Source organism: Kutzneria buriramensis, assembly GCF_003387475.1.
Taxonomy (GTDB): Bacteria; Actinomycetota; Actinomycetes; order Mycobacteriales; family Pseudonocardiaceae; genus Kutzneria; species Kutzneria buriramensis.
Map to the genome: position 1 here is coordinate 148,555 of NZ_QUNO01000017.1, position 22,506 is coordinate 171,060.

Below are 22,506 nucleotides of genomic sequence, written 5' to 3' on the forward strand. Positions count from 1 at the left end.
GCATGAAGATCGCCCGATTCCACCGGTACGGTGATGCGTCCGTCATTCGCTACGACGATGTCGAGATTCCCGAGCCGGGGCTGGACGAGGTGTTGATCGAAGTCGCGGCTACCTCGTTCAACCCGTCCGAGACGGCACTGCGCGCCGGACTGCTGCGGGAGATCACGCCGGTAGCGCTGCCCTACGCCCTCGGGTGGGATGTGGCGGGCACCGTCGTGGCGACCGGAGCCGAGGTGAGCACGCCCTCGGTCGGCGACCGCGTCATCGGTTGGCTGGACGGTGGTGCCGCAGCCCAGTACGCCCGGGCACCAGCCCACCTGTTGGCGTCCGCGCCCACCGAGATCCCGCTCGCTGACGCAGCCGCTCTGCCGCTGGCGGGGCTGACGGCGTGGCAGGCGGTCTTCGATCACGCTCGGGTCATCGAGGGGCAGCGCGTGCTGGTCAATGGGGCTGGTGGAGGCATCGGAGGGTTCACCGTCCAACTGGCCAAGCACGCAGGGGCCGAGGTCATCGCCACTGCAAGCCCACGCAGCGCCGACAGGGTCCGCCGGCAAGGCGCGGACCACGTCATCGACTACACCGCCACCGCTCTCGGCGTGGCCATGCGCCACCCCGTCGACACGATCATCAATCTTGTGCCGATCGGTCTCCCGCAGGCCGACGAATTCATTCCGCTGGTGCGCCCCGGCGGCACCATCGTCTCGATTACCACCCCGCTCCAACCACCACCCGACGCCCGGATCACCGCCACGCACTTCATTACCCGCAACAACACCGCCCAACTCGTCGCGCTGGTGACACTGGTCGACACGGGTGCGGTCACCGTCGAGGTGACCCAGTCCTACCCGCTCACCGAGCTTGACCGCGTCCACCGACGCAGCGAAACCGGCAACGTCCACGGCAAGATCACGATCGTTCCCTGAACACTCTGACCGAACGCACCACGATGGCGCGGAGAGCGATCTGCATTCTCGTTAGCCGCGAGTGGTGCCGGCTGGACGGGTCGCTCCCAGGAAGCCCGTTTCGGTGTAGGGCTCGGATTTCACGTGTTGGCCGAAGTCGGGTGCGTCGATCATCAAACCACCACCGATGTAGAGCCCGACGTGGTGGACGTTGGACGGGGTGCCGAAGAAGACCAGATCTCCGGGGAGAAGTGGCTGTCCTGCTGGAACACGGGGACCGGCGTCGTACTGGGTTTGAGCGGTGCGTGGCAGTGAGATGCCGGCGGCGGCGTAGGCGGCTTTGGTGAGGCCTGAACAGTCGAACCCGCCGTCCTGCGCCCCGTTGCCGCCCCAGACATAGGGCAAACCTCGTTGCCCGCAGGCATAGTTGACCGCGGCCAGCGCTGCGGCGTTGGGTGCTTGAATGTGTTCGCAGTCGCCAGTTCCGGTGGTGACGCCGGTGCAGGTGCCGCCCGCGAGGGCGGCGACGATCTGTCGCGCTGCCTGCTCGTGCTGGGCGTAGGCGTCGGGAAACGCGGAGCGCTCGACGGCTTGGGCGGCGTCGTTGACACTCATCTGCTGCCAGCTGGGGACGGCGAGCAGGTGCCGGTAGAATTGGGTGGCGGCGTAGGTAGGGTTCATGATCTGCGTTGGGGTGCCCGAGCCTTGGGACGGCCGTTGTTGGAACAGGCCGAGGCTGTCCTGGTCGCCGTGATCGAGGTTCACGAGGCTGGATTCCTGGAGCGCGGCCGCGATGGCCACGATCCAGCCTTGAGGTGGGACGGACAATTGTTTGCCGACGGCGACGATCGTCACGGCGTTGGTCATCTGATCGGGTCGCAATCCAACCGCGGCTGTGTTTGCGGAACCTGTTGTGGCGCAGTATGCGCCGCCGCCTCCGAACATCGTGGCGACGCCCGCGACGGCGACGGCGACGAGCACGACGGGAACAGCGAGTATGACCGCCGCGAGAACGGCGATCTTGGTGGTGCCAGACATGGAGCATCGCCTCCGCGGTGTCGAAGGTGAGTGGCAGTAGCTGGTTGACGGGATGGTGTGGTAGCCGTTGCCGAATCAGGGACGGTGCCGCCGTTTGTTGGGGCGCCGTTTTCTGTCCTGCGACCGGCGTGCCCCGTGATCAGCTCTGAGGTGGACGGTTCTCGGCACGGATCATGCGCCGCAGGCTGGTTCGGGCCGCGGCGAGATCGTCTTCGAGTTCAGTGACGCGGACGTGCAGGGCTTGGTTGTCCGTTCGCAGTTGAGCCACGGTGGCGGTGAGTCGGGTGTTGTGGCGGGTGAGTTCGTCAACGCGGGCGACCAGGTCGGCTTTGGCGATGCTGTCCAGGCGGGCGCCGAGTGCGAGCCGTAGTTGGTGCTGTTGTTGGTCGCGCTCGGCCCGCAGCCGTGAGATTTCGGCGCGGGCGAGGGCGAGATTGGTGCGCAGACCGGGCGTGTCCGCCTGGGGTGAGGGTGTGGGGGCGTGGTGGAGGTGTTGGTGGCTGCGGGCGTGCTCGATGGCGTCGCGCAGGCCGGGGGCGTAGACGAGCCAGGTGGAGACCTGCGCGTGCCGTGCCACCGAGGCGAAGGTGATCGGGATGCCCTGGTCCAGCATGTGTTCGAGCGTGGTCAGTACCCGGGCGCGTTTGGTTTCGCTGTCCCGCCGGCGGGCGTGGATCATTCCGGCAGTCTGCGGCGGGGTCGTCACGGCGTGTCCTTGACAGTCAAGGGAAGCAGTGGGCGTCCCGCGCTGGGGTCGCGGCTGGCCCGCACTTTGCTCAGGACGGCGCTGGCGGTCTCGACTTCGGCGCGTTCGGCCTCGGGCAGGTCCTGCACCTTCTCGCGCATGGCGGTTGCGATCTGGATGAAGGCGGTGGCCTGATCGGTCAGGTTGCGGATGACGAAGTCGTCAACATCCATCGCGTGGGCGGTCTCGCGGTCGGCGTTGAGCGCGTTGACGTGTTCTTCGATGGCGGGCAGGTAGGGCGGGTCGGGGCGGTAGAACCCGCAGCCCGCGCACTGGAACCGGATCGGGCACTGCTTCCCGCCGGCCTTGACGTTGGACGGTTCGATGGTCGTTGTCCGACGCCCCCGACCTGACTGCGACTGCCAACGCAATGGGTATCTGGTCGAACGCGTTCGCTCGGACCGACGCGCTGGTCAACCTGCCCAATAAGCACGGACGTCGCCCAGGCAGCGGAGCCAGGTAATCCGGGCGATGGTGCACCCAGACAACGATCAACTTCAGGCCCGCTGTGCCCTGGCTTGGCCACAGCAGCGGCAAAACCCATCGCGCCGATAGGCGGTCCCGGCGGGACCGTCATACGCGTCAGCGGGGCTACCAGAGATTCGCAGCGAAGAATCCCCAGTCGGGTGACATGGAACTGGAGCAAACCCTGACCCCATTTCGCATAGGGTCAGACCCCTGCTCCAGTTCTGCTCCAGTTACGTCATCCACTGTCCACTTGGGACGAAAATACAAGATCGCCCCCAGTCCCGGTTTTCCCAGGTCAGGGGGCGTATCTGAAATATTCAACAATTGTGGAGCTGAGGGGACTCGAACCTCTGACCCTCACACTGCCAGTCTGATTTGGACAGTGCCCCTGAACTGAGAAAACAGAGAACCACCACGTCAAACCCGCTGCGGTCACTGCACTTAAGTGCCGTACAGTGCAGTCCACTGTAGGTTCAACACACATCCCTGCTCCAGTTTTGCTCCAGCCGGTCCAGTGTGAAAACCAGAAGCCCAGCAGAACTTCCTTGTGGCACAGCGTACTCTCGTCCACACCGACCTGCTAGCCGCTTCCCCGGCCAGAACTGAACGATCCACTCACTCGACGGCCGAGAGGAACAGGATGGCGGCTAGCTCGTCGTAGAGCGGATCAGAAGCGACAAACTCGGCATGGCGGCCCATTGTCCGAGCCTGGCCACCGGCCACCTCCACCACATGCTGGACGCGTACGTTGAGCGCTACAACGCCGGCCGCAGCTACCAATGCCACGGCGTTGGATTACGAGCACCCGATGACGACCCGCCGGACCGAGAACCACGCACCCATGGGCGAGGTGGCACCGGCGGTCCCGGCGATGTCGTCGGGACCGGCGTACAGTGCTCTAACAACGCGGTGGCCGAGTCGTTCTTCGCCGCCGACAAGTGGTTCTCATCGAAGGCTGTCAGCGAAACTACGAGACGCGGGCAGCCTTGATGGCCTGGACGACCGGCTCCAGCCGGGCGAACGCTCCATCCCACGCGAACCACAGGAACACACGACGGCTACCGGACCTCATCACTACAGACAGACGACTACAGAGCAGACCTCTCCGCAAATCGGCCTCGACCACGTCCGACCAGCTGACCACACTGTTGGTCGGATGCTCGCACTGGATGGCCAGGATCTGGTCCGCAGTGATCTCGTACTGCGGGGCCGACGACGGGACCGTCCTCCACAGCCCATTGGCGACGGTCTGCCAGAGGCCGAGCCGGCGGCGGATCAGATGCTCGGCAGACAGCCACAGCTCGCCATGGATCACATCAGCCCAGCCGGTAGTGCAGCTACGTGAAATGAGAACCACCCGCTCCGCCATGAGGCAATCGTAGTCCCGGTGGCATGCGGTTCGGCGGACAGCACGTGCGGATGTGCCAGCTCATCGGCCATCTGCGCCGCCGGCACCGCGCGGGTCTCGCGGCGCGTGCGGGCGTTGACCTGCGCGCATCACTGCTCGGCCGCGAACGCCAGGTTGGGCTTGACCCAGTTAAACGGACTCGCTGGTGAGGCGACCAGGCGCGAGGGCCTCGGTGGTCGTTCACTCCGGCGTTCGAGGCTGAGAATGTGGAGTTCAGTGCCTTGTGGGCGAGCGCCCGCGCAACAGCGCGGGCGCTCGCTTGTGTCTGTCAGGTCAGTCCAGGAAGAACGCGTACGGCTCGTAGCGCTGGACAAGGTTCTTCAGCTGGGTGATCTGGTCGGCGTGCAGGCCGATCGTGTCGACGAGCACGTAGTTCGCCTTGTTGCCCTGATGGGTGTTGACGGCCTGGCGTACCTGCTCGGCGATGGTCTGGGCGTTGAAGTTGTTCGGGTCGAACGGCCCCAGCACGCTGTAGGTCATGCCGTCGGCGCCGACCCAGGCCGGCCCTGAGCGCAGCGGCCAGCGGAACAGTTTGACCCCGAGCCGGTTCTGGATGGCCACGGCCAGATCCTGTTGGTGCTGCTGGAAGGCCCCGTCGAGATTGGGGTCCATGCCCAGTCGCTTGAGCCGGTCGGCCTCGCTCATCCCGGCGAACCGGTTGGCCTCCTCCTCAACCAGCGAGTCCTTCACCTCTTCGGTTTCCAATTCCCGCCACTGATCCCAACCCTCCTCGAAGAGCGCCGCCGTCGGGCCGTTGATCGCCACGGCCACGCCGATCTTCTGCCAGGTGGTGGCGGCGAGCTCGGAGAGCTGCTCGGTGATGTAGCTCCACTGGGTGAACGCGGCGTCCGCCGCACCACCGCAGAACTCGAGTAGCCCGACGCAGATCATCGCGGAGTCGAGGAGCGCCTCGCCGCCGCCGACGGCGGAGATCATCTGGCTCAAGGCATTGGTCTGGAACAGGAACTGGTCGGTGCCGAAGGTCGGCGACTGCGCGTCCATGGCGCAGTTCTCCTGGTACTTGCCGGGGTTAATGAAGCGCTGGCAGAACATACCGCGGCCGTAGATGTCCTGGAGGCGGTGCTGGGGGTCGTCCCCGGCGAACTGCACGCAGTCCGCGTAGTTCGACTGGCCGCCGACCGCCTTGGCCGCCTGGCAGGCATCCTTCATCTCGGAGGCCTGTTGCGCCCGCTCGTCGTTGACCTTCCGCACCGCCGCGTCGCGTGCCGTGTTGGCGGCGTCGATCGCCGCGACGGTGTCCTTGCCCGCCGCGACCGCCGAGTCGTACGCCGCGTGCCAAGCGGCGACCGCGGTGTTGGCGAAGCCGTAGGCCCGGTTCGCGGACACGTTGGCCCGCACCGCGAACCACTGTGCCTGCTTGGCCGACTGCTCCGCGCGCTGCGCGGCCTGCCGGGCCGTGTCGGCCGACGCCTGGGCGTCCGCGGCCGACTGCGCCGCCCTGACCGCCGAGTCGTGGGCCTGCGCGGCGTAGTCCGCGGCCTGGGTGGCCGAGTCCCTGGCCTGCTGCGCCCACTGCGCCGCCTGATCGGCCGCGTTCCGCGCGATCGCGGCCACCTGCTGGGCTGTGTCGGCGTCTGCCGTCGCGGTGGCCGCCGCGCTGGTGGCCTGCTGTAGCAGGCCCAGCACCTCGGCGTCGTGGTCGGCTGCCTCCCGGTCGTGGCGGATCGAGATGTACTGTCCCGCCTCGATGAACTGGTGCAGGTATCCGGACGGGCCGTCTAATGCCGCCTGCGCCATACCCTTGGTCTCCGGGCCGCTGTTCGGATCGGCGATCAGCTGGTTGGCGGCCAGCCGGTCGTCGTTGCCCGCCGCAGAGTACTGGCCGGTGGTGACGAACGCGTGCAGCGCGGCGTCGGTGCCGGCGTCCAGCGCCCGCTGCGCCTCGGTCTTCACCGTGGGGCCGCCGGCCGCCATGATCTGGTTGGTCTGGATCCGTTCGTCCTTGGCGCGGTCCGGATAGGTTGGATTCACCAGGAAGGCGTGCACCCCGGCGTCCGGGCCCTTGGTCACGGAGTCGATGGCGGCCCGGAGTCCGTCGGTGCCGTTGTCGCCGACGGTCTGCAGCGTCTCGCGATCGTCCTGCGCCGCAGCGATGTTCACGCCGTCACGGACGTAGGCGACCGCCTCGGCGTCGGACGCGGCCAGCGTGGCCAGGGCTGCCGACCGGCTCCATGGCCCGCCGGACGACGCCAGCCGCAGAGCGACTTTGCGGGCGTCGGCCACGACCACCGACTGGGCGGTGCCGGCGGCGTTCGCCTCGGTGAGCAGGCGGTTGGTCTCGGCGTCGCGCTTGCTGTCCTGTGGTGCGTCCCACGCGGTGTCGAAGTGCAGCGTGTCGGCGTTGGCCTTGGCCGCGATCGCGGCGTCGTCGGCCTGGCCCACGTTGGTCGCGATGCGGGCGGCGTCCGCCTGAGCCGCGGCGTCGTGGATCTGCTTGGCCTGGTTGGCCGCATCGGTTGCGCGCTGGGCGGCCGCCGAAGCGGCGTTCGCATGATCGGTCGCCTCCTTCGCGGCGTCGGCGGCATGTCCGGCGTGGTCGGCGGCGTCGTCGGCCGCCGCCGCGGCCGCGACCGCGTCGGCCGCCGCCCGTTGGGCCGCGTCCCTCGACGCGAAGGCCGCGTTGGCGGCGACCGTGGCGAAGGCCTGCGCGGCGTTGGCTGCCGAGTCGGCGCGGACGGCCTGCGCACGCGCCCGGCTCGCGGCCGCTTCCGCGGCGCTGGCGTCCGCTCCGGCCCGCTTGGCGAAGGTCACCGAGTCGGTCGCCGCCTGGGCCGCCGCCGTGGCGTGGCCGCTCGCGTCGCGGGCGGCACTGGCCGCGTTGTACGCCTGCTGCGCCGCCTGACCGGCCGCATCGGCGGCATCGGCGGCCTGGCTGGCCCCCGTGGCGACGTCTCGGGCGGCCTGCGCGGCCTGCCGCGCGTCGCTGGCCTTGCTGGCGTCGCCGGCGGCCGCCGCTGCGGCCTGCTGGGCCCGTGACGCCGCGCCGCCGGCCAGCGACGCCGCGTTCGCCGCCCGGGCGGCGGCGGATGCCGCGCCACGGGCGGCGGTGCTGGCGGCGTTGGCCGCGCCGATCGCCACTCGGGCTGCGTCGGCGGCGTGGTTGGCGGCGTCGGCGGCACGGTTGGCTGCCGCGGCGGCGTCGGCGGCGTTGTGCTGAGCGGATTCCGTGGCCTGCTCAGCGGCCACGGCCGCCTGCCGGGCCATCTCCGCCTCGACGACCGCGCGCTGGGCGGCGTCCTTGGCGGCCTGGGTTTGCTGTGCGGCTTCGGTCTGCGCGTCCTTGGCCGCCGCAGCCAGTTGGGAGACGCTGGCGGTTTCCTGGTCCCGGGCCTGCGCGACGGCGAGTTCGGAGGTGAGGAGCAGCGCGTAGGCGTTGGGCGTGCCGGTGTCGAGGGCGACCTGCGCGGCCGCCTTGACGGCGTTGCCGCCGCCGGCCACCAGCTGGTTGATCCGGATCCGGGTGTCGGTCAGCCAGGGGTTCACCCAGCCGTCGGTGAGGAACTTGCGCAGCGCGTCGGCGGACCCGTCGTCCAGCGCCTGCTGCCCGGCCGCGTGCTCGTTCGGACCGGCGGCGGCGATCAGCTGGTCGACCTGGAGCCGTTCGTCCTGTTCGGATGGTCCTTGCCAGCCGTTGTCCAGGAACCCGGCCAATGCGCCGGAGTCAGTCGAGTCGAGCGCGGTCTGCGCCGCGGACCCGACCGCCGGGCCGCCGGCGGAGATCATCCGGTTGACCGCGAGGCGGCGGTCGATCTGATCGGCCGGATTCAGCCCGTGGGCGAGGAAGTCCGCCACGTCGGCGTCGGTCCCCACCAGGGCGCGCTCCGCGCCGGCCTTCACCTGCGGGCCGCCGGTCTGCCACAGCATCAGCACCGTGTCACGCGGCGAGGCGGCCGCACCGGGCGGTGGTGTGTCGGCGTGCACGGCCGGCGCCTGCGTCAGTGCGGCCACCAGGCTCAGGCCGAGCCCAGTGGCGAGTAGTCGTCTCATCGGATACATGTCCGTCCCCTCAGGGATTCGCCGTCAGCTGGAGCAAGGTGGTGGGCGCCGCGCCGGGGCCGGTGCCCTGGCCGACGGGGGTGCTTCCGCTCGGATTGACGTCCACTGTGGACTGTGCGCCGGCGTCCGTGGTGAGCTTGGCTTTGACCTTGTGGCCGGCACCGGGGGCGTAGCCGTCGCCGCGGATCTCGAAGACTGCGGGGATCTGCACCTGCACGGTGCCGCTGGTTTCCGTGACCTTGAAGCAAATCACGCCGTCGTGCTTGGCGCCGATAGCCTGCGACGAATGCACCTGCACCAGACCGATGTCGCCGGTGCGCGGGGTGGCGCAGTCCGCGAAAAGGACGTGCCCGTCGCCGGAAATCAGCCGGACACCGGTATCGGCGAAGATCTGGTCCGCGCCGGGGTAGCTGAAGTCCTCGACCGTGGATGGCTGCTGGTCAGCGGCGCCGTCGGCGACGGCGGTCGCGACCCCGCCGGCAACCGAGGCGGCCGCCAGCACGCCGACCACCAACGCGGCCGTCAGATAACGCTTCATCATGTTCTCCGATTCTCGGGAGCCGCGACCTCGCGGTTCCGGGTGCCCTTTGTGGTCAGCCGAACACGGTGTGGCACAGCGCGTTCGACGTGCCCGCGGCGAAGACGTCGACCCGGTTCGGACCCCACGAGACGGCCGTGGGCGCCGACGTCAGCCGCCCGGCGTTGTCCTGGAACCCGAACCACTGGCCTTCCCAGCTGTAATGCAGCAACCGGGAATTACGGTCGGCCGCGAAGACATCGAGCCGGTTCGCCCCCCACGAGGTGACGGTCGGCGCACTGGTGAGATAGCCGCCGTGGTTCTCCCAGCCGAACCAACCGTTGTCCCAACCCATGTGGTACAGCGCGTTGTCCCCGCCTCGGGCGAAGATGTCGATCCGGTTCGGCCCCCACGACACCGCGGCCGGGCTCGCGGTCAGCGTGCCGCCGAGATTCTCCCAATCGTGCCAGGCGCCGTCGAAAGCCATGTGATGCAAGGCATCGTTGACACCCACGGCGAACACGTCGAGCCGGCCTGGTCCCCAGGACGCGACAGTCGGCGCGTACTTGATGATACCGCCGAGTGACTCCCACGGATGCCAGCTGCCATCGAACCACTTGTGCTGCAACGAGTTGTCATAACCGCGGGCGAACACATCGAACCGGCCGGGCGCCCACGACACCACCGCGGGCTCCGACGCCATCCCGTCGCCGAGCGACTCCGCCGCGGACCAGGCGTTGTTCTGGTAGGTCCGGTGGTAGAGGACGTTGTCCGCGCCCTTGGCGAACAGGTCGATCCGCCCGCTGGCCGAGGACGTCACGGCCGGCGCCCCGGACACCGGGATGTCCGGGGAATCCCAGCCGTACCAACGAGGTACCCCACCAGCCGGCGGCACCGGCATACCGTCGGACGGCCCGTCGGCCAGGCACCCGAGCATCGGCCGCAGCCACGTGCCCAGGTCGTCCACCCGGGTCCCGGTCGTTCCCTGGCGGGTCTCGCTCACGCCGACGCAGCCGTGTTGCCACGACCTGCCGGTGACCGCCACGAGCTCCCGCGTCCCGTTGGCATCACGGAACTCCGGGCCGCCGGCGTCACCCTTGCAGGCGTCGACGCCATTGTCCCCGAGCAAGGAGATCTCGCTCGGATTCGTCGCGGTCACCGAGAACGTGTGACTTCGAGCGGACGGACCCTGCGCCGGCGACGGCTGGGTCGGCGCACCCCATTCCGTGGTGGTGCGGCCGAGCCCGGCGACGCGCAAGACCTCACCCGTCGCCGGGCCCGTGGTCGCCACCTTGATCGGCTGAACCCGCGTGGCCGGGGCGTCGAGTTCGGCCAGCATCAGGTTTCGGTCCGACCGCGGCACCAGATTCACTACCTGGGCCGAGCCGACCTCGACGACGTTGCCATCTCTGATCGTCCGGACAACGCTCGCGCTTGTCCGTCTGGCCGGCGCGCCACCCTGCGGGTTCTCCGGGAAGCAGTCGGCCGCGGTCGCCACCCAGCGCGTGTCGATCAGTGTGCCGGAACAGCCACGGCCATCCATGCTCAGCCAGACTGTAAACGGGTAGTCGTCCGACACCGTTCCGCCGGACAGCCCCAGTGCCGGTGTCGCGGACGCGACAAGGATCGCGGCCGCAAGCACGGCCGACCTACGCACGCGCATTGCAGTCCTCGTCTTTCTCATTCCATTCTCTCCCTGTTGTGAATTGACCACCACTCAGGTATGCCGCTCGCACGACGACGCAGACCGCAACGGGGAAAGTTGGTCATGCCGGGTCCGGCGACCACAGCTCCTTGATCAGGAACCAGGAGGAAGGTCACCCCGCTTCGACCACGATGGCCGACCATGTGAGCACAGACTTTGTGAACTCATTGAACGGACTGGTCAGAGCTGGTATCCAGGCAACGAGGTGCATGGGGGTTCAGGGGGAGGGATCCGCGCATGGGCATCGAGTTCAGCCTGCTCGGCGACGTCGAAGTTCGCATCGAGGGCGAAGTCGTCGATATCGGACATATCCGCCAACTCTCTGTGTTGCTGGCGCTGCTGGTCGATGCGAACCGTGTCGTCTCGGCCGATCAGCTCACCGATCGCGTGTGGGGAGAACAACCCCCGCCAACCGCACGTGGCACCCTGTCGGCTTACCTCACCCGCCTGCGAAAAGCGCTCTCCCCTGCCCAGGACGTCACCATTACCCGACGCCTTGGCGGGTACGTCCTCACCGTCGCACCCGAGACGGTCGACGTGCACCGGTTTCGCCGCCTCATCCATCAGGCACACGACGCCGACGACGACCACGCGGCGGTGGCGCTGGACCAGGCATTGGGGTTGTGGCGTGGAGAGGCCTTCGCTCATCTGGACACTGCGTGGCTGGCCACGGTTCGGGAGTCCCTCAACCGGGAACGGTTGGCCGCGCAACTCGACCGCAACGACCTCCACCTTCGCTACGGGGACCACGCTCGGCTGCTCCCTGACCTGGTCGTACAGGCCGGCGAACATCCGTTGGATGAACGCCTGGCCGGCCAACTGATGCTCGCCCTCTACCGCGCCGGCCGTGCCGCCGACGCGCTGGACCACTACGGGCAGGTCCGGGCCCTGCTAGCCGAAGAGTTGGGCACCGATCCAGGCCCCGCGTTACGGGAGCTGCACCATCAGATCCTGATCACGGATCCGGCACTGCTCGATGTGCCATCGCGCGCGCAGGCCCGCCCGGTGGTGGTGCCGCGACAACTGCCGGCGCCACCGGCGCCGTTCGTCGTCCGCGGTGCGGAGCTGGACCGCTTGGAGGTGCCCAGGCAACTGCCGGCGGGCCTGCAGGACTTCGTCGGAAGGGGTGTGACGTTCGAACAGATCGTTGGACTGCTCTCCGGTGATGGAGGTACAGGTGTTCCCGTGGTGGCGATCTCCGGGCAGCCCGGAGTCGGCAAGTCCGCGCTGGCGGTACAGGTCGCCCACCACTTACGGGCACAGTTTCCCGACGGCCAGCTCTTCATCGACCTGCTGGGCAACACGCTGGACCGGGCGCTGACCGCAGAACAGGTGCTTGCCCGGTTCCTACAGTCCCTCAGCCTGTCCCCGGCCCAGCTTCCCGATGACCTGAACGGTCTCGTCAGCGCCTACCGGACCGCACTCGCCGACCGGAAAGTCCTGGTGGTCCTCGACAACGCGGCCAGCCCAGGGCAGGTGCGCAACCTGCTGCCCAGTACGCCAGGATCGGCCGCGTTGGTCACCAGCCGCAAATCGCTGCGTGGCTTGGCCGCGCTGGGCGGAGCACGATTGGTCAACCTGGAAGTGCTCGGGCCTGAGCACTCGGTCGCGCTGCTGAACACCATCATCGGACACGACCGTCGGCACGATCTTGCCGCGTTGGACGAGATAGCCGAGTTGTGCGGCCATCTGCCGCTCGCACTGCGTATCGCTGGAGCGAACCTGCTGCTGCGGGACGACGACTCGGCGCGGGGATATGTCACTGATCTGCGGCACGGCAACCGGCTCTCCGTGCTGGAGATCGAGGACGATCCCGGAGCCACTGTACGCGCCGTGTTCGACCTGTCCTACCTGGCGCTGAAACCGGAGGTCGCTCGCCTGTTCCGGCAGCTGGGCCTGGTGCCGGGTCCCGACTTCTCCCTGCAAGCGGTCGCGGTCCTCGCTCAACTGCCCGCGGAGCGCGCGCGAAAGCTGCTGGCCGAACTGGTCGACGCGGGCCTGATCCAGCAGACCGCGTCCGACCGGTTCCGTTTCCACGACCTGTTGCGGCTCTACAGCGAGGAACGCTGCCAGATCGAGGAGGACTCCACCGAGGCGGACGCGGCGCGGGCCCGATTGTTCGCTTACTACGTACGCTGGCTCGACGCCGTCGCTGATGTGCTCTGGGAAACCTGGGTTCGGCTGCCACGCACCGAAGTGGAATTGGTGGTGTCGAGCCCCACTTTCGACGACACAGCGCCCGCGTTCGCCTGGATGGACCAAGAGGGTCTGAACGTCATAGCCGCGGTCATCGATGCGACAGAACGCGGACCGGTGCTCGCCGCATGGCACCTCGTCGAATCGCTATGTGCTTACCTAGTGACCCGTGGCCGCTATCGGGCCGAGGGGCTCGTCGCCGCGAAGGCTGCCTTGAACGCGGCGAAAGCCGCAGGGGACGCGCATGCGGAGGCAACCATGCACTATGTCCACGCCTCCCTCTACCACCGTGTGCAGGAGCGCGGCACGGCGATGGCGCACACCCTGGCCCAACTGGACGCCTACGACCGATGCGAATCCTATGACGGCAGAGCCCGTGCACTGATCAGTCTTGGCATCCTGTTCCAGGCCGACGGCAAGCTCAGAGCGGCCGCCGAGCAGGTCGAACGGGGCGTGCGCCTCGCCGAGGAACACGGTCTCAACAAAGTCCGGCTCTTCGGGTTGATCAACTTGAGTGTAATCGAACGGAAGCGGGGGCACCTCGACCGGGCGGAATGGTCCGCGCGGGAAGCCTTGACAGTAGCTCCGGCGAGCGGCACGTTCATGACAGTGGCCTCGTCTCGCACTGTCCTCGGCGAGGTAATGATCCGCCGGGGCCGCTTCAGGGAGGCTATCGACCAGTACGCGGCGGCACTGGCATGCTACCGGGAAACCGGGACCCGGTATTACGAGGCCAGAACGCTGAGAGCGCTGGCCGACGCCAACCGCTTGGCTGGGGATCACAAAGCTGCATTGGTCCGGGCTCACGAAGCATTGGCCATCGCTGAAAAGTCCGGCATCGACCAGGACCAGGTCGACTCACTGGTCACTCTCGCCGCCGCGCACCAAGGAATGGCGCACCCCGACGAGGCGGCGACCTGCGCTCGCAACGCACTGGAGATGTCGCGCGGCCTCGGTTACCAACGCGGCGAGATCTCCGCACTGCTGGAACTGGCATCCCAGTGCCGCCAGCGGGGCGACCTGACCACGGCACGGGAACACGCCCGCGACGCCGCGGAGCTGGGCAGGCATGCGGAGTTGGTGGAACTCGAAGGTCAAAGCGAGACTCTCCTGGCCTGGCTCGCGTTCGACGTGCAGGACCTGATCGCCGCGCGTGACCATGCCCAGCGAGCGCTGGCCGCGCACACCAATGCCGGTTCGCGTTTCGGTCAGGCGCGCGCTCTGCATGTGCTCGGCTCGGCGCTGGACGCGTGCAGCGACAGCGAGCAAGCCAGATCCTGCTGGGAACAGGCCCTGGACTGTCTGGCGGGACTGGACATTCCCGACACCGACGAACTACGCCGGCTGCTCGCTGCGAGCCCCCGTTCGTGGTCAAAGACCGCCGAAAACGTCGCCTGTCCTGGTCGAGAATCCGGTCAGTAGCCTTGGCCTGCTGATATGCCGCGCTCGATGATCGGCAGGCTGTGGTTGCTCGACTGTTGTATCAAGTCTTGGCCAAGGGGTTGTCCTGACTGGCACTGCTCGCTCGGTCCTCAGCATCCAAGGACGCGGAGATACTCGTGCTGCGTCACGAGGTCGCGGTGCTGCGCCGGACCAACCCACGCCCGCAGCTCAACTGGGCGGACGGGCGGTGCTCGCGGCCCTGTCCCGGCTCCTGCCGAAATCCCTGCGGTCGTGCCGCATCGTCACTCCCGCCACGTTGCTGCGGTGGCATCGCCGGTTGGTGGCCCGGAGGTGGCGTCAGCCGAAGCCGCCGGGTCGGCCGCCGATCAGTGACGAGACCGCTACCTGGCACATGCTCACCAGCGACGTGGACTACCACGACCTGGGTGGGGACTACTTCGCCTAGCTGGATCCCGAATGCGCTATGCGTCGCATAATCCGCCAAGCCAATGCCTCGGCTTCACCGTCCGCTTCGACCCTATTCAGGCAGCCTGAGCCCACTGCCATCACAAACCGCACCAGCGACCGTTGAACACGTCACGCCCCCGGCTCAGGATTGTTTCGGACCAGACCAGCCTGGGCAGCCGGTTCCGGCTGGTCGACCTGCTCGGCTCGTACCCGACACTGGACGTCGCCGCCAAGGCCAACAACTGGCCGACCCGGGCCGCGATGGCCGGCAAAGCGATCGTGGAGATCATCCCGGGCACCATCGAGGAACAGAACCCAACGGACCGCCTGTGGACCGACGTCGAGTACGCCCGGTATCTCAAAGGCCTGACCACCAGCGGCAACCTGGCCCAGGCACAGATCTTCCCGGCTGTGCACAACACCGCCTCCGGCGACCCCGCACCCGCTAAGGCCGACACCACCCTGCGGCCCTGGTTCGTGGTCTTCGACGGCGACGCCAGCGGCTACATCGACACCTCGTTCTACGTGACCAACCACTACTACCTGATCACGACCGACGCCGAGAACGTCAAGCCCGCCATCGACGACGTCAAGCCGACCGTGCAGCAGGCCCAGGACCGGGTGGCGCTGCCGGCCGGCAAGGGCGCCAGCGTCGTCGGCACCGACTGGCGGCAACTGACCACCGTGCTGCCCGAGGTGCTCCCCCGCGGTTGACGGTGTCTCCACGTGCGCTTCCCATTTGCGCCCAGGCGCCAAATGGGAACCGCACGTGACACTGTTCACCGACCGGGCCCCGATGCGGTGCACCGAGTGGTGGATCCGGTCGGTGGGCACGGTCAAGTACCGTCGATTGGGACCGACGGGACGGGGGTACCGTGGACAACAAGGTGAATACCGACGCCGTAGCCAATGTCGTGCAGTCCGGGGTTATTCACGGTGATGTGCACATGCACGCAACGGTCAGTTTGGATCGACCGCCGCGGCCGCGGCAGTTGCTGCCTGCCCCAATGCATTTCACTGGACGGCGGGCCGAGCTGGCCGCGTTGGACGAGATGCTGATCGAAGCGCAGGCGGGCGAGTTGCCGCTGGTTGTCGTGCTGACCGGGCCGGGCGGCGTGGGTAAGACGGCACTCGCGCTGCACTGGGCGCACGCGATGCGGAATCGCTTCCCGGACGGCGAGCTCTATGCCGATCTGGCCGGGTTCGGCGGCTCCGACCCGGTGTCGCCGCATGAAATCCTCAGCGGGTTCCTCCGTACGATGGGGGTTGATCCGCAACGGATCCCGGCCGGCCTGTCGGAGCAGGCGGCATTGTTCCGCACCGTGACGGCCGACCGTTCGCTGCTGCTGTGCCTTGACGACGCCTTCTCGGCGGCCCAGGTCAGGTTGGCGCTGCCGGCGTCGCCGGGGTGTGCCGTGATCGTCACCAGCAGACACCGGCTACCCGGGCTCGCCGCGGACGGGGCTCGGGTCCTCGAGGTCGAGCCACTCACGTCCGCCACCGCGGTTCGGCTGCTGGCCAGGACGATCGGCGATGACCGGGTGGACCGCCAACCCGAGCAGGCGCAGAGCCTCGCGGACCTGTGCGGCGGCCTGCCGATCGCGCTCAGGGTCGCGGCGGCGCAGCTCGCGACCAGGCCGAAGTGGTCGGTGGCCAGGGTGGTGACCGAGCTGTCCGACGAGCGGCGTCGGCTGGAGGCGCTATCCGCGCCGGGCCAGGTGTCCGTGTTGGCCAGCTTCGACCTGTCGTACCGGGCACTGTCGGACACCGCGGCGACGCTGTACCGGCGGCTGGCGTTGCAGCCCGGCACCGAGTTCGGCGTCGGGCCGGCTTGTGCGGTGCTGACGGGCGCGGATCCGGCCGTGGCCCGAAATCTGCTCGGCGAGCTGGTAGAGGTAAGCATGGTGGAGGAAGTCGGCGAGGACCGGTTCCGGCTGCACGACCTGCTGCGGCTGCACGCGAGCCAGCAATGCGCTCGGCACGACGCTGACGACGACCGGGCGTCGGCCCTGCGGGCCATCGTGGAGTGGTATCTCGCCGCGGCGAGCCGTGCAGACCACCTCGTAAGCCCGACCCGCCGCCGGCTGCAGTACGCGTTCGCCGCCGAGCCGACCGACCTGCCGGAGTTCGCCGGCCGTGAGAACGCGCTTGACTGGCTGGAAGGAGAGCGGATCAACCTGATCGCGGCCGGTCGCGCGGCAATGGACCGGGGGTGGGCCGAGCTCGCCTGGCAGCTGTCCGACGTAATGTGGCCCTTGCTGTTGCACCGCAAGCACTATCTCGACCGGCGGGAGATCGACCAGCGGGGTGTGGCTGCCGCCCGCCAGTGGGGCAACGTCTTCGCCGAGGCGGACATGCTGAAGCGGCTGGGCCAGGTGAACGTCGTGCTTGGCCAGCGCGAAGAGGCCGAGCAGTGCTTCCGGCAGTCGATGGCGCAGGCGGAATCGATCGACGACCAGCGCGGTGTCGCTGATGCCAAGGAAGGGCTCGCGCTGCTGCACTTGAAGACCGGGCAGCCGGAGGTGGCGATCAGCGAGTTCGAGTCGCTGGCGGTAACAAACCGTCGGCTGGGCGCGGCCCGTTCGCTGGGGCTGACCCTGATCAACCTCGGCGCCGCGCTGTCCGCCGCCGGCCGCCACCGCGCGGCCCTGGATGTGCTCGCCGAGGCACCTGCGGTGTTCGCCGGGCTGGAGGTTCCCGATCCTTACAACGAGGCGAGGATCCTCGTGGCCCAGGGACAGGCTTGCGCGGGTGTGGGGGATACGGACCTGGCTTGGGAGACCGCCACTCGTGCCCTGTCCGAGCTGACGGCCCTCGGCTCCCCGGCCGGTGTGGCTGAGAGCCGCGAGGTGCTCGCGGAGGTCGCGTGGAGGCGCGGCGACGCCGACGACGCGGTCGAGTATCTCCGTGCCGCGGTCGAGATCTTCACGACGCTGCGGTCGTGGCGGCTGCCCGCGGCACGGAGCAGGCTCAACGAACTGACCACATCGCGTGCAACGCGAGAGCCAGATCGTCCACAAGAGACGGGCACGGGTGAAGTGTGAATGTCCCACCTCCCCGAGAAGACACTAAAACACCGTTGTCAGGAAGCATGAAAAGGACGATTCCGGCCGGGTGGTCCGAAAACGTTCGGTGCGCGAGGCTACGCGCGGAATCCTCGTCGGAAGCCTCGCCGATGAGCACGTCCGCCAGGCCCGCGAGTCCATCGTGGACAGTGCAGAGCAGAGTGCCGTCCATGGCCCGGCGCACAGTCACCACCGGTCCGGGTTCGGCACCGGTACGGCTTCGACGGCGCGGTGTCGACCGGGCGCTGTCATGCCGAGCAGCCGGTACAGCTGTTCCTGCAAGGCGGTCACGGCGGTACCCGGCCGGGAGGTGAGGCGGCCGGCCACCTTCGCGCCCACTTCCCGCGCACGGCGCCGAGCAAGGTCCAGCTGCGGAGCCAATGGCTCCGCCGCGACCAGCCGGACGGCCGTTACCGACAGCACTTCCTGGGCCGAGCCCGCGGAGTGCACGGCGTGCAGCGACTGGTCGGTGAGCAGCACCGGGCAGCCGATCGCGGCGGCGTACACCGGAAGGGACCCGTGATCGCCCACCAGGTAGTCGGCCGCGACGACCACCGCCCGCCAATCCACCTCCGGTGGCACCAGCATGAGCCCGGCTTGGCGACTGTCCGCCAGCCACGCCCGCAACTGCCGCCGGCCGTGGCCGAACCAGACCGACGGGTGCATCAACGCGGCCAGCCGGTGGCGGCCGGTGGCCAGCGTGTCGTGCAGATGCGGCAGCAGATCACCGTTGCGGGCGAACAGCGAGTCCTGTCCCCAGGTCGACGCGATAACAACGAGTTCCTGGCCCGGCTCCACCCCCAGCGCCTCCCGGTAGGCGTCCCGGCTCGGGACGCTGGCCGCGAGGCGGTCGTAGCAGATGTCGCCGACCACGACGGCCTGGTCGACCGCCGCCGGGCACTGCCGGCGCAGCAACTCCAGTTGGTTGTCATGGGATAGCACCACGGCGTCCGTCAGCACGCGGCCGTTGTGGGTCAGCCGCTGGGCATCCAGCCCGTAGCTCACGGCGGACGCTCCGGTGCCGTGCGTCTTGCCGTAACCGGCGCCGTGCGGCATCACCACAATCGGCGCGTGCAGGTCACGCAACCCGCCGTACGCGGCTGCGATAGCCAGGTCGAAGCGTTCCCGGACGGCCTGCTGCCAGGGCAGCACCACCCCTCCGGTGTTCCGCAGGAACTCGTTGACCCCGTTGCTGAACGCGTCCGGGCCCTGCGCGAACACGACCTGCACCCGTCGATCGGTTTCGATGGTTTCCACCGCCTCCAGCAGGCGCTGGCCGCTGGTGACAGTGTGGACGACGGCAAGCACGTCGCGGCAGCCCGAACGCGTGACCCAGCGGGACGCATCGATGCCGACCGGCGCGCTCGACCATTCGGCGGCGGACATGTGTACCCCCTTGAGATTTCCCCGACTTCCCCGCCACCAGCGTCACCATCACCGTTGACAGCGCACTTGCGGTTCTCTTGCCGTACCCGCGTGGACTAGACCGATCGGGAGACAATCCCGATTTTGCGGTGGTGGCGCCCACTCACTGGTGCACACTGGAAATCCGAAGTCTGGAGGTGACCAGCGAAGGGCGGCGCTGGTGGAATTCACGATCCTCGGTCCGACCCGGCTGCACGTGCAGGGGGTTCCGGCCGAGCTCGGCACGGCCAAGCAACGCGGCCTGCTCGCGTTGCTGCTGCACGATGTCAACAACTCGGTCCCGATCGACACTCTGGTGGGCGAGTTGTGGTCGCCGGACCGGACATTCGGGCAGGTCCGGAGCTCGCTGCACGCCCTGGTGAGCCGCCTCCGCAAGGCGTTGGAAAAGGCCGGCGCGCCGGCGCGGATCGACCGCGACGGCGACGCCTATCGCATCGACACCGATCCCAGCCTCATTGATTTGCACAGGTTCCGCGCGATTGCCGAACGGGCGTACGAATCGGCGGCGCGGCACGATCACGCGAAGTCGTGCGCCCTGCTCAAGGAAGCGCTCGCGCTGTGGACGCCAATGCCGCTAGCCGACGTGAAGGGCCCGTGGGCCGACCACTGCCGGGAACAGATGGAGACCTTCGATCGGCTGCCCGCCCATTACGCGTTGTTCGACAGCCAACTCGCGCTCGGCGAGAACAATGAGGTCCTTCGGGTCGTGCTCACCCTGCTGCGCCAGCGCGAACTGGACGAGGAACTGGTGCTGCGACAGCTGCGGGCGCTGGCCGCGCTCGGCCGGATCCCCGACGCCACGAGGGCGTTCCACCGGTTCCGCGAGCGGATCCTGGACGAGCTCGGCGCCGAGCCGGGGCCGGAACTGCGGGCGCTGAATGCCCGGCTGCTGCGGTCGGAATGGGATCCCGCCGTGCACGCGCACCTGGCCGTGCCGGCTCGGCCGGCGCGGCAGCTCCCGCGCGCGGTGCCGGACTTCGTCGGTCGGGCCGACATCCTGGCCCGGCTGGACGCGCTCGTGAGCGAGGGCGACACCGCCGCCACGCACCGCGTGTTCACTTTGCACGGTATGCCCGGCATTGGCAAAACCAGCCTGGCCGTGCACTGGATCGACCGGAACCGCGAGCGTTTCCCGGACGGGCAGTACTCCATCGACCTTCGCGGATACGGGCCCACCGCGCCGCTCGCCCCTGAGGACGGGCTTGCGCTCCTGCTGCTCTACCTGGGCGAAGATGTGCCGGCCGGCGTCGACGAGCGCCAAGCCCGCGTACGAGGTCTGCTGTGTGACAAGAAGATCGCCCTCTTGCTGGACAACGCCCGGGACACCGTGCAACTGAGGCCGTTGCTCGCGGCCGTGCCCAACTGCGTCGTGCTGATCACCAGTCGAGACCTGCTCGCCGGCCTAGTCGTGCACGACCACGCCGTGCCGATCACGGTGTCCGCGCTGGACCCCACGGAGTCCGTCGCGCTGCTGACCGCCTCGCTCGGCCCCGCCCGGGCGTCCGAGGACCACGACGCGGTCCGACGGCTGGCCGCCCTGACCAGCGGCCTGCCGCTCGCGCTGCGCATCGTCACCCAGCGTGTGGTCGAACGCCCGCACACCCGCCTCGCCGACCTGGCCCGGGAGCTACAGCGGCAGGACGTGCTCGGCGCGATCGGCGTCGGCGACGACGAGGCCGCCACGCTGGCCGCACCGTTCACCTGGTCCTACCGGGCGCTGTCGCCGGCCGCCGCCGGCACGTTCGCCGCGCTCGGCCTGCTGCCCGGCCCAGACTTCTCCGTCGACGCCGTGTGCGCCCTGCTCGGCGCGGAACGGTCCGAAGTGGACCCGAACCTACGTGCCCTGGCCCGCGTGAACCTGCTGCAACCCGGCGCCGGCCAGCGCTATCGGATGCATCTGCTGCTGCAGGGGTATGCCGCCCAACTCGTGGAGCACACCGACGCGGTGCCGGATCCCCGTGCCGCACAACGAAGACTGCTCGATTGGCTCGTGCTGTCCCTGGCCGCCGGCCATCGTCGGCTGGTGCCGGGCGGCGCGGAGATTCCCGCGCTGCCCGATCCGGCCCCGGTGCAGCCGATGACCTTCGCCGATGATTCGGCCGTAATCGCTTGGGCCAGCGAAGAATCCGCCAACCTGAGTGCCGTTGTGACCGCGGCCCGGCACGCCTTCCCAGAGCACTGCTGGCGGCTGGCCGCCTACGCGCAGGAGGTGCTGGACCGGCTCTTCCAGCACACGGAACTGCTGGCGATCCACCGCACCGGTCTGGCCGCGGCCCGGGAGCTCGGCAATTCCGAGAGCGAGTGCGGAATGCTCAACGACGTCGGCATGATCTACCACCGGATCAGCCGGTACTCCGACGCCGGGACGGCGCTACGCCGGGCGCTGACCATTGCCACCGAGCATGGTCTCCGGGAGCTGTTGCCGATTGTGCTGTCCAACCTGGCCAGTGTGCACCTGGCCACCGGCGATCTGGCCACCGCAGTCGGCCTGTACGAGAAAGCGCTGTCCGCGGTCGAGAAAATCGGGACCCAGAACACCGAAGCGGTCGCACTAGACCAGCTCGCGAACACGTACAGGAAACTCGGTCGCGATGACGACGCCCTCGAACTGTACCGGCGAGCCCTCAGCATCCGCGAAAATATCGGACACACCAGAGGAATGGGCACGACCCTCGCCGAGATGGCCGCACTAAAGCACGAGCACGGCGAGAACTCGGAGGCGCTTCCTCTTGCCAGAAAAGCCCTTGTTCTCCACATCAAGAGCGGCGACCGGATCAAGGTCGCCGAAACGCAGGTGACCCTGGCCGAGATCCATTACGATTTCGGCTCCTTCGGCGACACGATCACATGGTCCGACCGGGCCCTCAGATTGCCCGAAACGGTGAGGTCCTCGGATTTGCGGACTCGCGCCCTACGCGTTCGCGGCTACGCGCTTGCCGCTCGCGGCGACCGCGACGGCGCCCGCTCGTCCTGGCGTGCGGCACTGGACGTGCTGCTCGACGCGGGAGCGCCCGATACGGACAGCCGACTGGCACAGCTGCGGAACCTGCTGAGCACCGTCACCTTCGACACGAATCCGGACGAACCGGAAGCGACACCCGATCGACATCACGGAGCGTAGCAAGGGGCAGGTATTGTCACCCGAAAGATAATTCAATTCACAACTAAC

General features: G+C 68.4%; 15 protein-coding genes. 6 read left to right on the forward strand and 9 right to left on the reverse strand.

What is annotated here, in order from left to right:
- Positions 1–2: 2 nt before the first annotated feature.
- The gene (locus tag BCF44_RS40530; RefSeq protein ID WP_116179811.1) at positions 3–923 is read left to right on the forward strand and encodes an NADP-dependent oxidoreductase; all 921 of its coding nucleotides are present in this window, start codon (positions 3–5) and stop codon (positions 921–923) included.
- A gap of 51 nt (positions 924–974) precedes the next feature.
- Here the strand turns inward: BCF44_RS40530 and BCF44_RS40535 are convergent, their stop codons facing one another.
- From BCF44_RS40535 to BCF44_RS40565, 8 genes are all read right to left on the reverse strand, one after another.
- Entirely contained in the window at positions 975–1,940 is a 966-nt protein-coding gene (locus tag BCF44_RS40535) for a C40 family peptidase (protein ID WP_116179812.1), read from the reverse strand.
- 139 nt (positions 1,941–2,079) lie between these two features.
- Entirely contained in the window at positions 2,080–2,646 is a 567-nt protein-coding gene (locus BCF44_RS40540; RefSeq protein WP_211353451.1) for a hypothetical protein, read from the reverse strand.
- Positions 2,643–2,858 (reverse strand): hypothetical protein, encoded by a 216-nt coding sequence (locus BCF44_RS54910; protein WP_147328818.1) that lies wholly within the window; start codon positions 2,856–2,858, stop codon positions 2,643–2,645. Before BCF44_RS54910 ends, BCF44_RS40540 begins: the two co-directional genes overlap by 4 nt.
- A gap of 910 nt (positions 2,859–3,768) precedes the next feature.
- Positions 3,769–3,939, reverse strand: coding sequence for a hypothetical protein (locus BCF44_RS56045; protein WP_170218014.1), 171 nt, complete (start codon positions 3,937–3,939; stop codon positions 3,769–3,771).
- Between the two features lie 181 nt (positions 3,940–4,120).
- Positions 4,121–4,522 (reverse strand): hypothetical protein, encoded by a 402-nt coding sequence (locus BCF44_RS40550; protein ID WP_116179814.1) that lies wholly within the window; start codon positions 4,520–4,522, stop codon positions 4,121–4,123.
- Positions 4,523–4,834: 312 nt separating this feature from the next.
- Positions 4,835–8,569 carry a hypothetical protein gene (locus BCF44_RS58765; protein ID WP_170218015.1) on the reverse strand — a complete coding sequence of 1,245 codons (3,735 nt, stop codon included), beginning with the start codon at positions 8,567–8,569 and terminating at the stop codon, positions 4,835–4,837.
- A gap of 19 nt (positions 8,570–8,588) precedes the next feature.
- Positions 8,589–9,119, reverse strand: a complete 531-nt coding sequence (locus BCF44_RS40560; protein ID WP_116179816.1) for a hypothetical protein — start codon at positions 9,117–9,119, stop codon at positions 8,589–8,591.
- A 52-nt stretch (positions 9,120–9,171) separates the two neighbouring features.
- Positions 9,172–10,758, reverse strand: coding sequence for a DUF8189 domain-containing protein (locus BCF44_RS40565; RefSeq protein WP_170218016.1), 1,587 nt, complete (start codon positions 10,756–10,758; stop codon positions 9,172–9,174).
- A 279-nt stretch (positions 10,759–11,037) separates the two neighbouring features.
- On the opposite strand from BCF44_RS40565, the gene BCF44_RS40570 reads away from it, so the two are divergent.
- The 4 genes from BCF44_RS40570 to BCF44_RS40585 all read left to right on the forward strand — a co-directional run bounded on the left by BCF44_RS40570 (position 11,038) and on the right by BCF44_RS40585 (position 17,891).
- Positions 11,038–14,418 carry an AfsR/SARP family transcriptional regulator gene (locus BCF44_RS40570; protein WP_116179818.1) on the forward strand — a complete coding sequence of 1,127 codons (3,381 nt, stop codon included), beginning with the start codon at positions 11,038–11,040 and terminating at the stop codon, positions 14,416–14,418.
- A 208-nt stretch (positions 14,419–14,626) separates the two neighbouring features.
- Positions 14,627–14,845, forward strand: a complete 219-nt coding sequence (locus tag BCF44_RS56990; protein WP_211353452.1) for a hypothetical protein — start codon at positions 14,627–14,629, stop codon at positions 14,843–14,845.
- A gap of 122 nt (positions 14,846–14,967) precedes the next feature.
- Positions 14,968–15,561: a PI-PLC domain-containing protein gene (locus BCF44_RS40580; RefSeq protein ID WP_116179819.1), complete on the forward strand. Its 594-nt coding sequence runs from the start codon at positions 14,968–14,970 to the stop codon at positions 15,559–15,561.
- 161 nt (positions 15,562–15,722) lie between these two features.
- Positions 15,723–17,891 carry an ATP-binding protein gene (locus tag BCF44_RS40585; RefSeq protein WP_116179820.1) on the forward strand — a complete coding sequence of 723 codons (2,169 nt, stop codon included), beginning with the start codon at positions 15,723–15,725 and terminating at the stop codon, positions 17,889–17,891.
- A gap of 207 nt (positions 17,892–18,098) precedes the next feature.
- Here BCF44_RS40585 and BCF44_RS40590 read toward each other — a convergent pair whose 3' ends face one another.
- The gene (locus tag BCF44_RS40590) at positions 18,099–19,298 is read right to left on the reverse strand and encodes a hypothetical protein (protein ID WP_116179821.1); all 1,200 of its coding nucleotides are present in this window, start codon (positions 19,296–19,298) and stop codon (positions 18,099–18,101) included.
- Positions 19,299–19,497: 199 nt separating this feature from the next.
- Here BCF44_RS40590 and BCF44_RS40595 point away from each other — a divergent pair, with 199 nt between their 5' ends.
- A complete protein-coding gene (locus BCF44_RS40595) occupies positions 19,498–22,458 on the forward strand; it encodes an AfsR/SARP family transcriptional regulator (protein WP_147328819.1) in 2,961 nt (986 codons plus the stop codon).
- The last annotated feature ends 48 nt before the right edge of the window (positions 22,459–22,506 follow it).

What these genes read in the sequence shown, in the direction of transcription:
- BCF44_RS40590 (WP_116179821.1), bottom strand. Translation starts at nt 19,298, where the DNA reads ATGTCCGCCGCCGAATGGTCGAGCGCGCCGGTCGGCATCGATGCGTCC.
- BCF44_RS40530 (WP_116179811.1), top strand. Translation starts at nt 3, where the DNA reads ATGAAGATCGCCCGATTCCACCGGTACGGTGATGCGTCCGTCATTCGC.
- BCF44_RS58765 (WP_170218015.1), bottom strand. Translation starts at nt 8,569, where the DNA reads ATGAGACGACTACTCGCCACTGGGCTCGGCCTGAGCCTGGTGGCCGCA.
- BCF44_RS40570 (WP_116179818.1), top strand. Translation starts at nt 11,038, where the DNA reads ATGGGCATCGAGTTCAGCCTGCTCGGCGACGTCGAAGTTCGCATCGAG.
- BCF44_RS54910 (WP_147328818.1), bottom strand. Translation starts at nt 2,858, where the DNA reads ATGGATGTTGACGACTTCGTCATCCGCAACCTGACCGATCAGGCCACC.
- BCF44_RS40535 (WP_116179812.1), bottom strand. Translation starts at nt 1,940, where the DNA reads ATGTCTGGCACCACCAAGATCGCCGTTCTCGCGGCGGTCATACTCGCT.
- BCF44_RS40560 (WP_116179816.1), bottom strand. Translation starts at nt 9,119, where the DNA reads ATGATGAAGCGTTATCTGACGGCCGCGTTGGTGGTCGGCGTGCTGGCG.
- BCF44_RS40550 (WP_116179814.1), bottom strand. Translation starts at nt 4,522, where the DNA reads ATGGCGGAGCGGGTGGTTCTCATTTCACGTAGCTGCACTACCGGCTGG.
- BCF44_RS40565 (WP_170218016.1), bottom strand. Translation starts at nt 10,758, where the DNA reads ATGCGCGTGCGTAGGTCGGCCGTGCTTGCGGCCGCGATCCTTGTCGCG.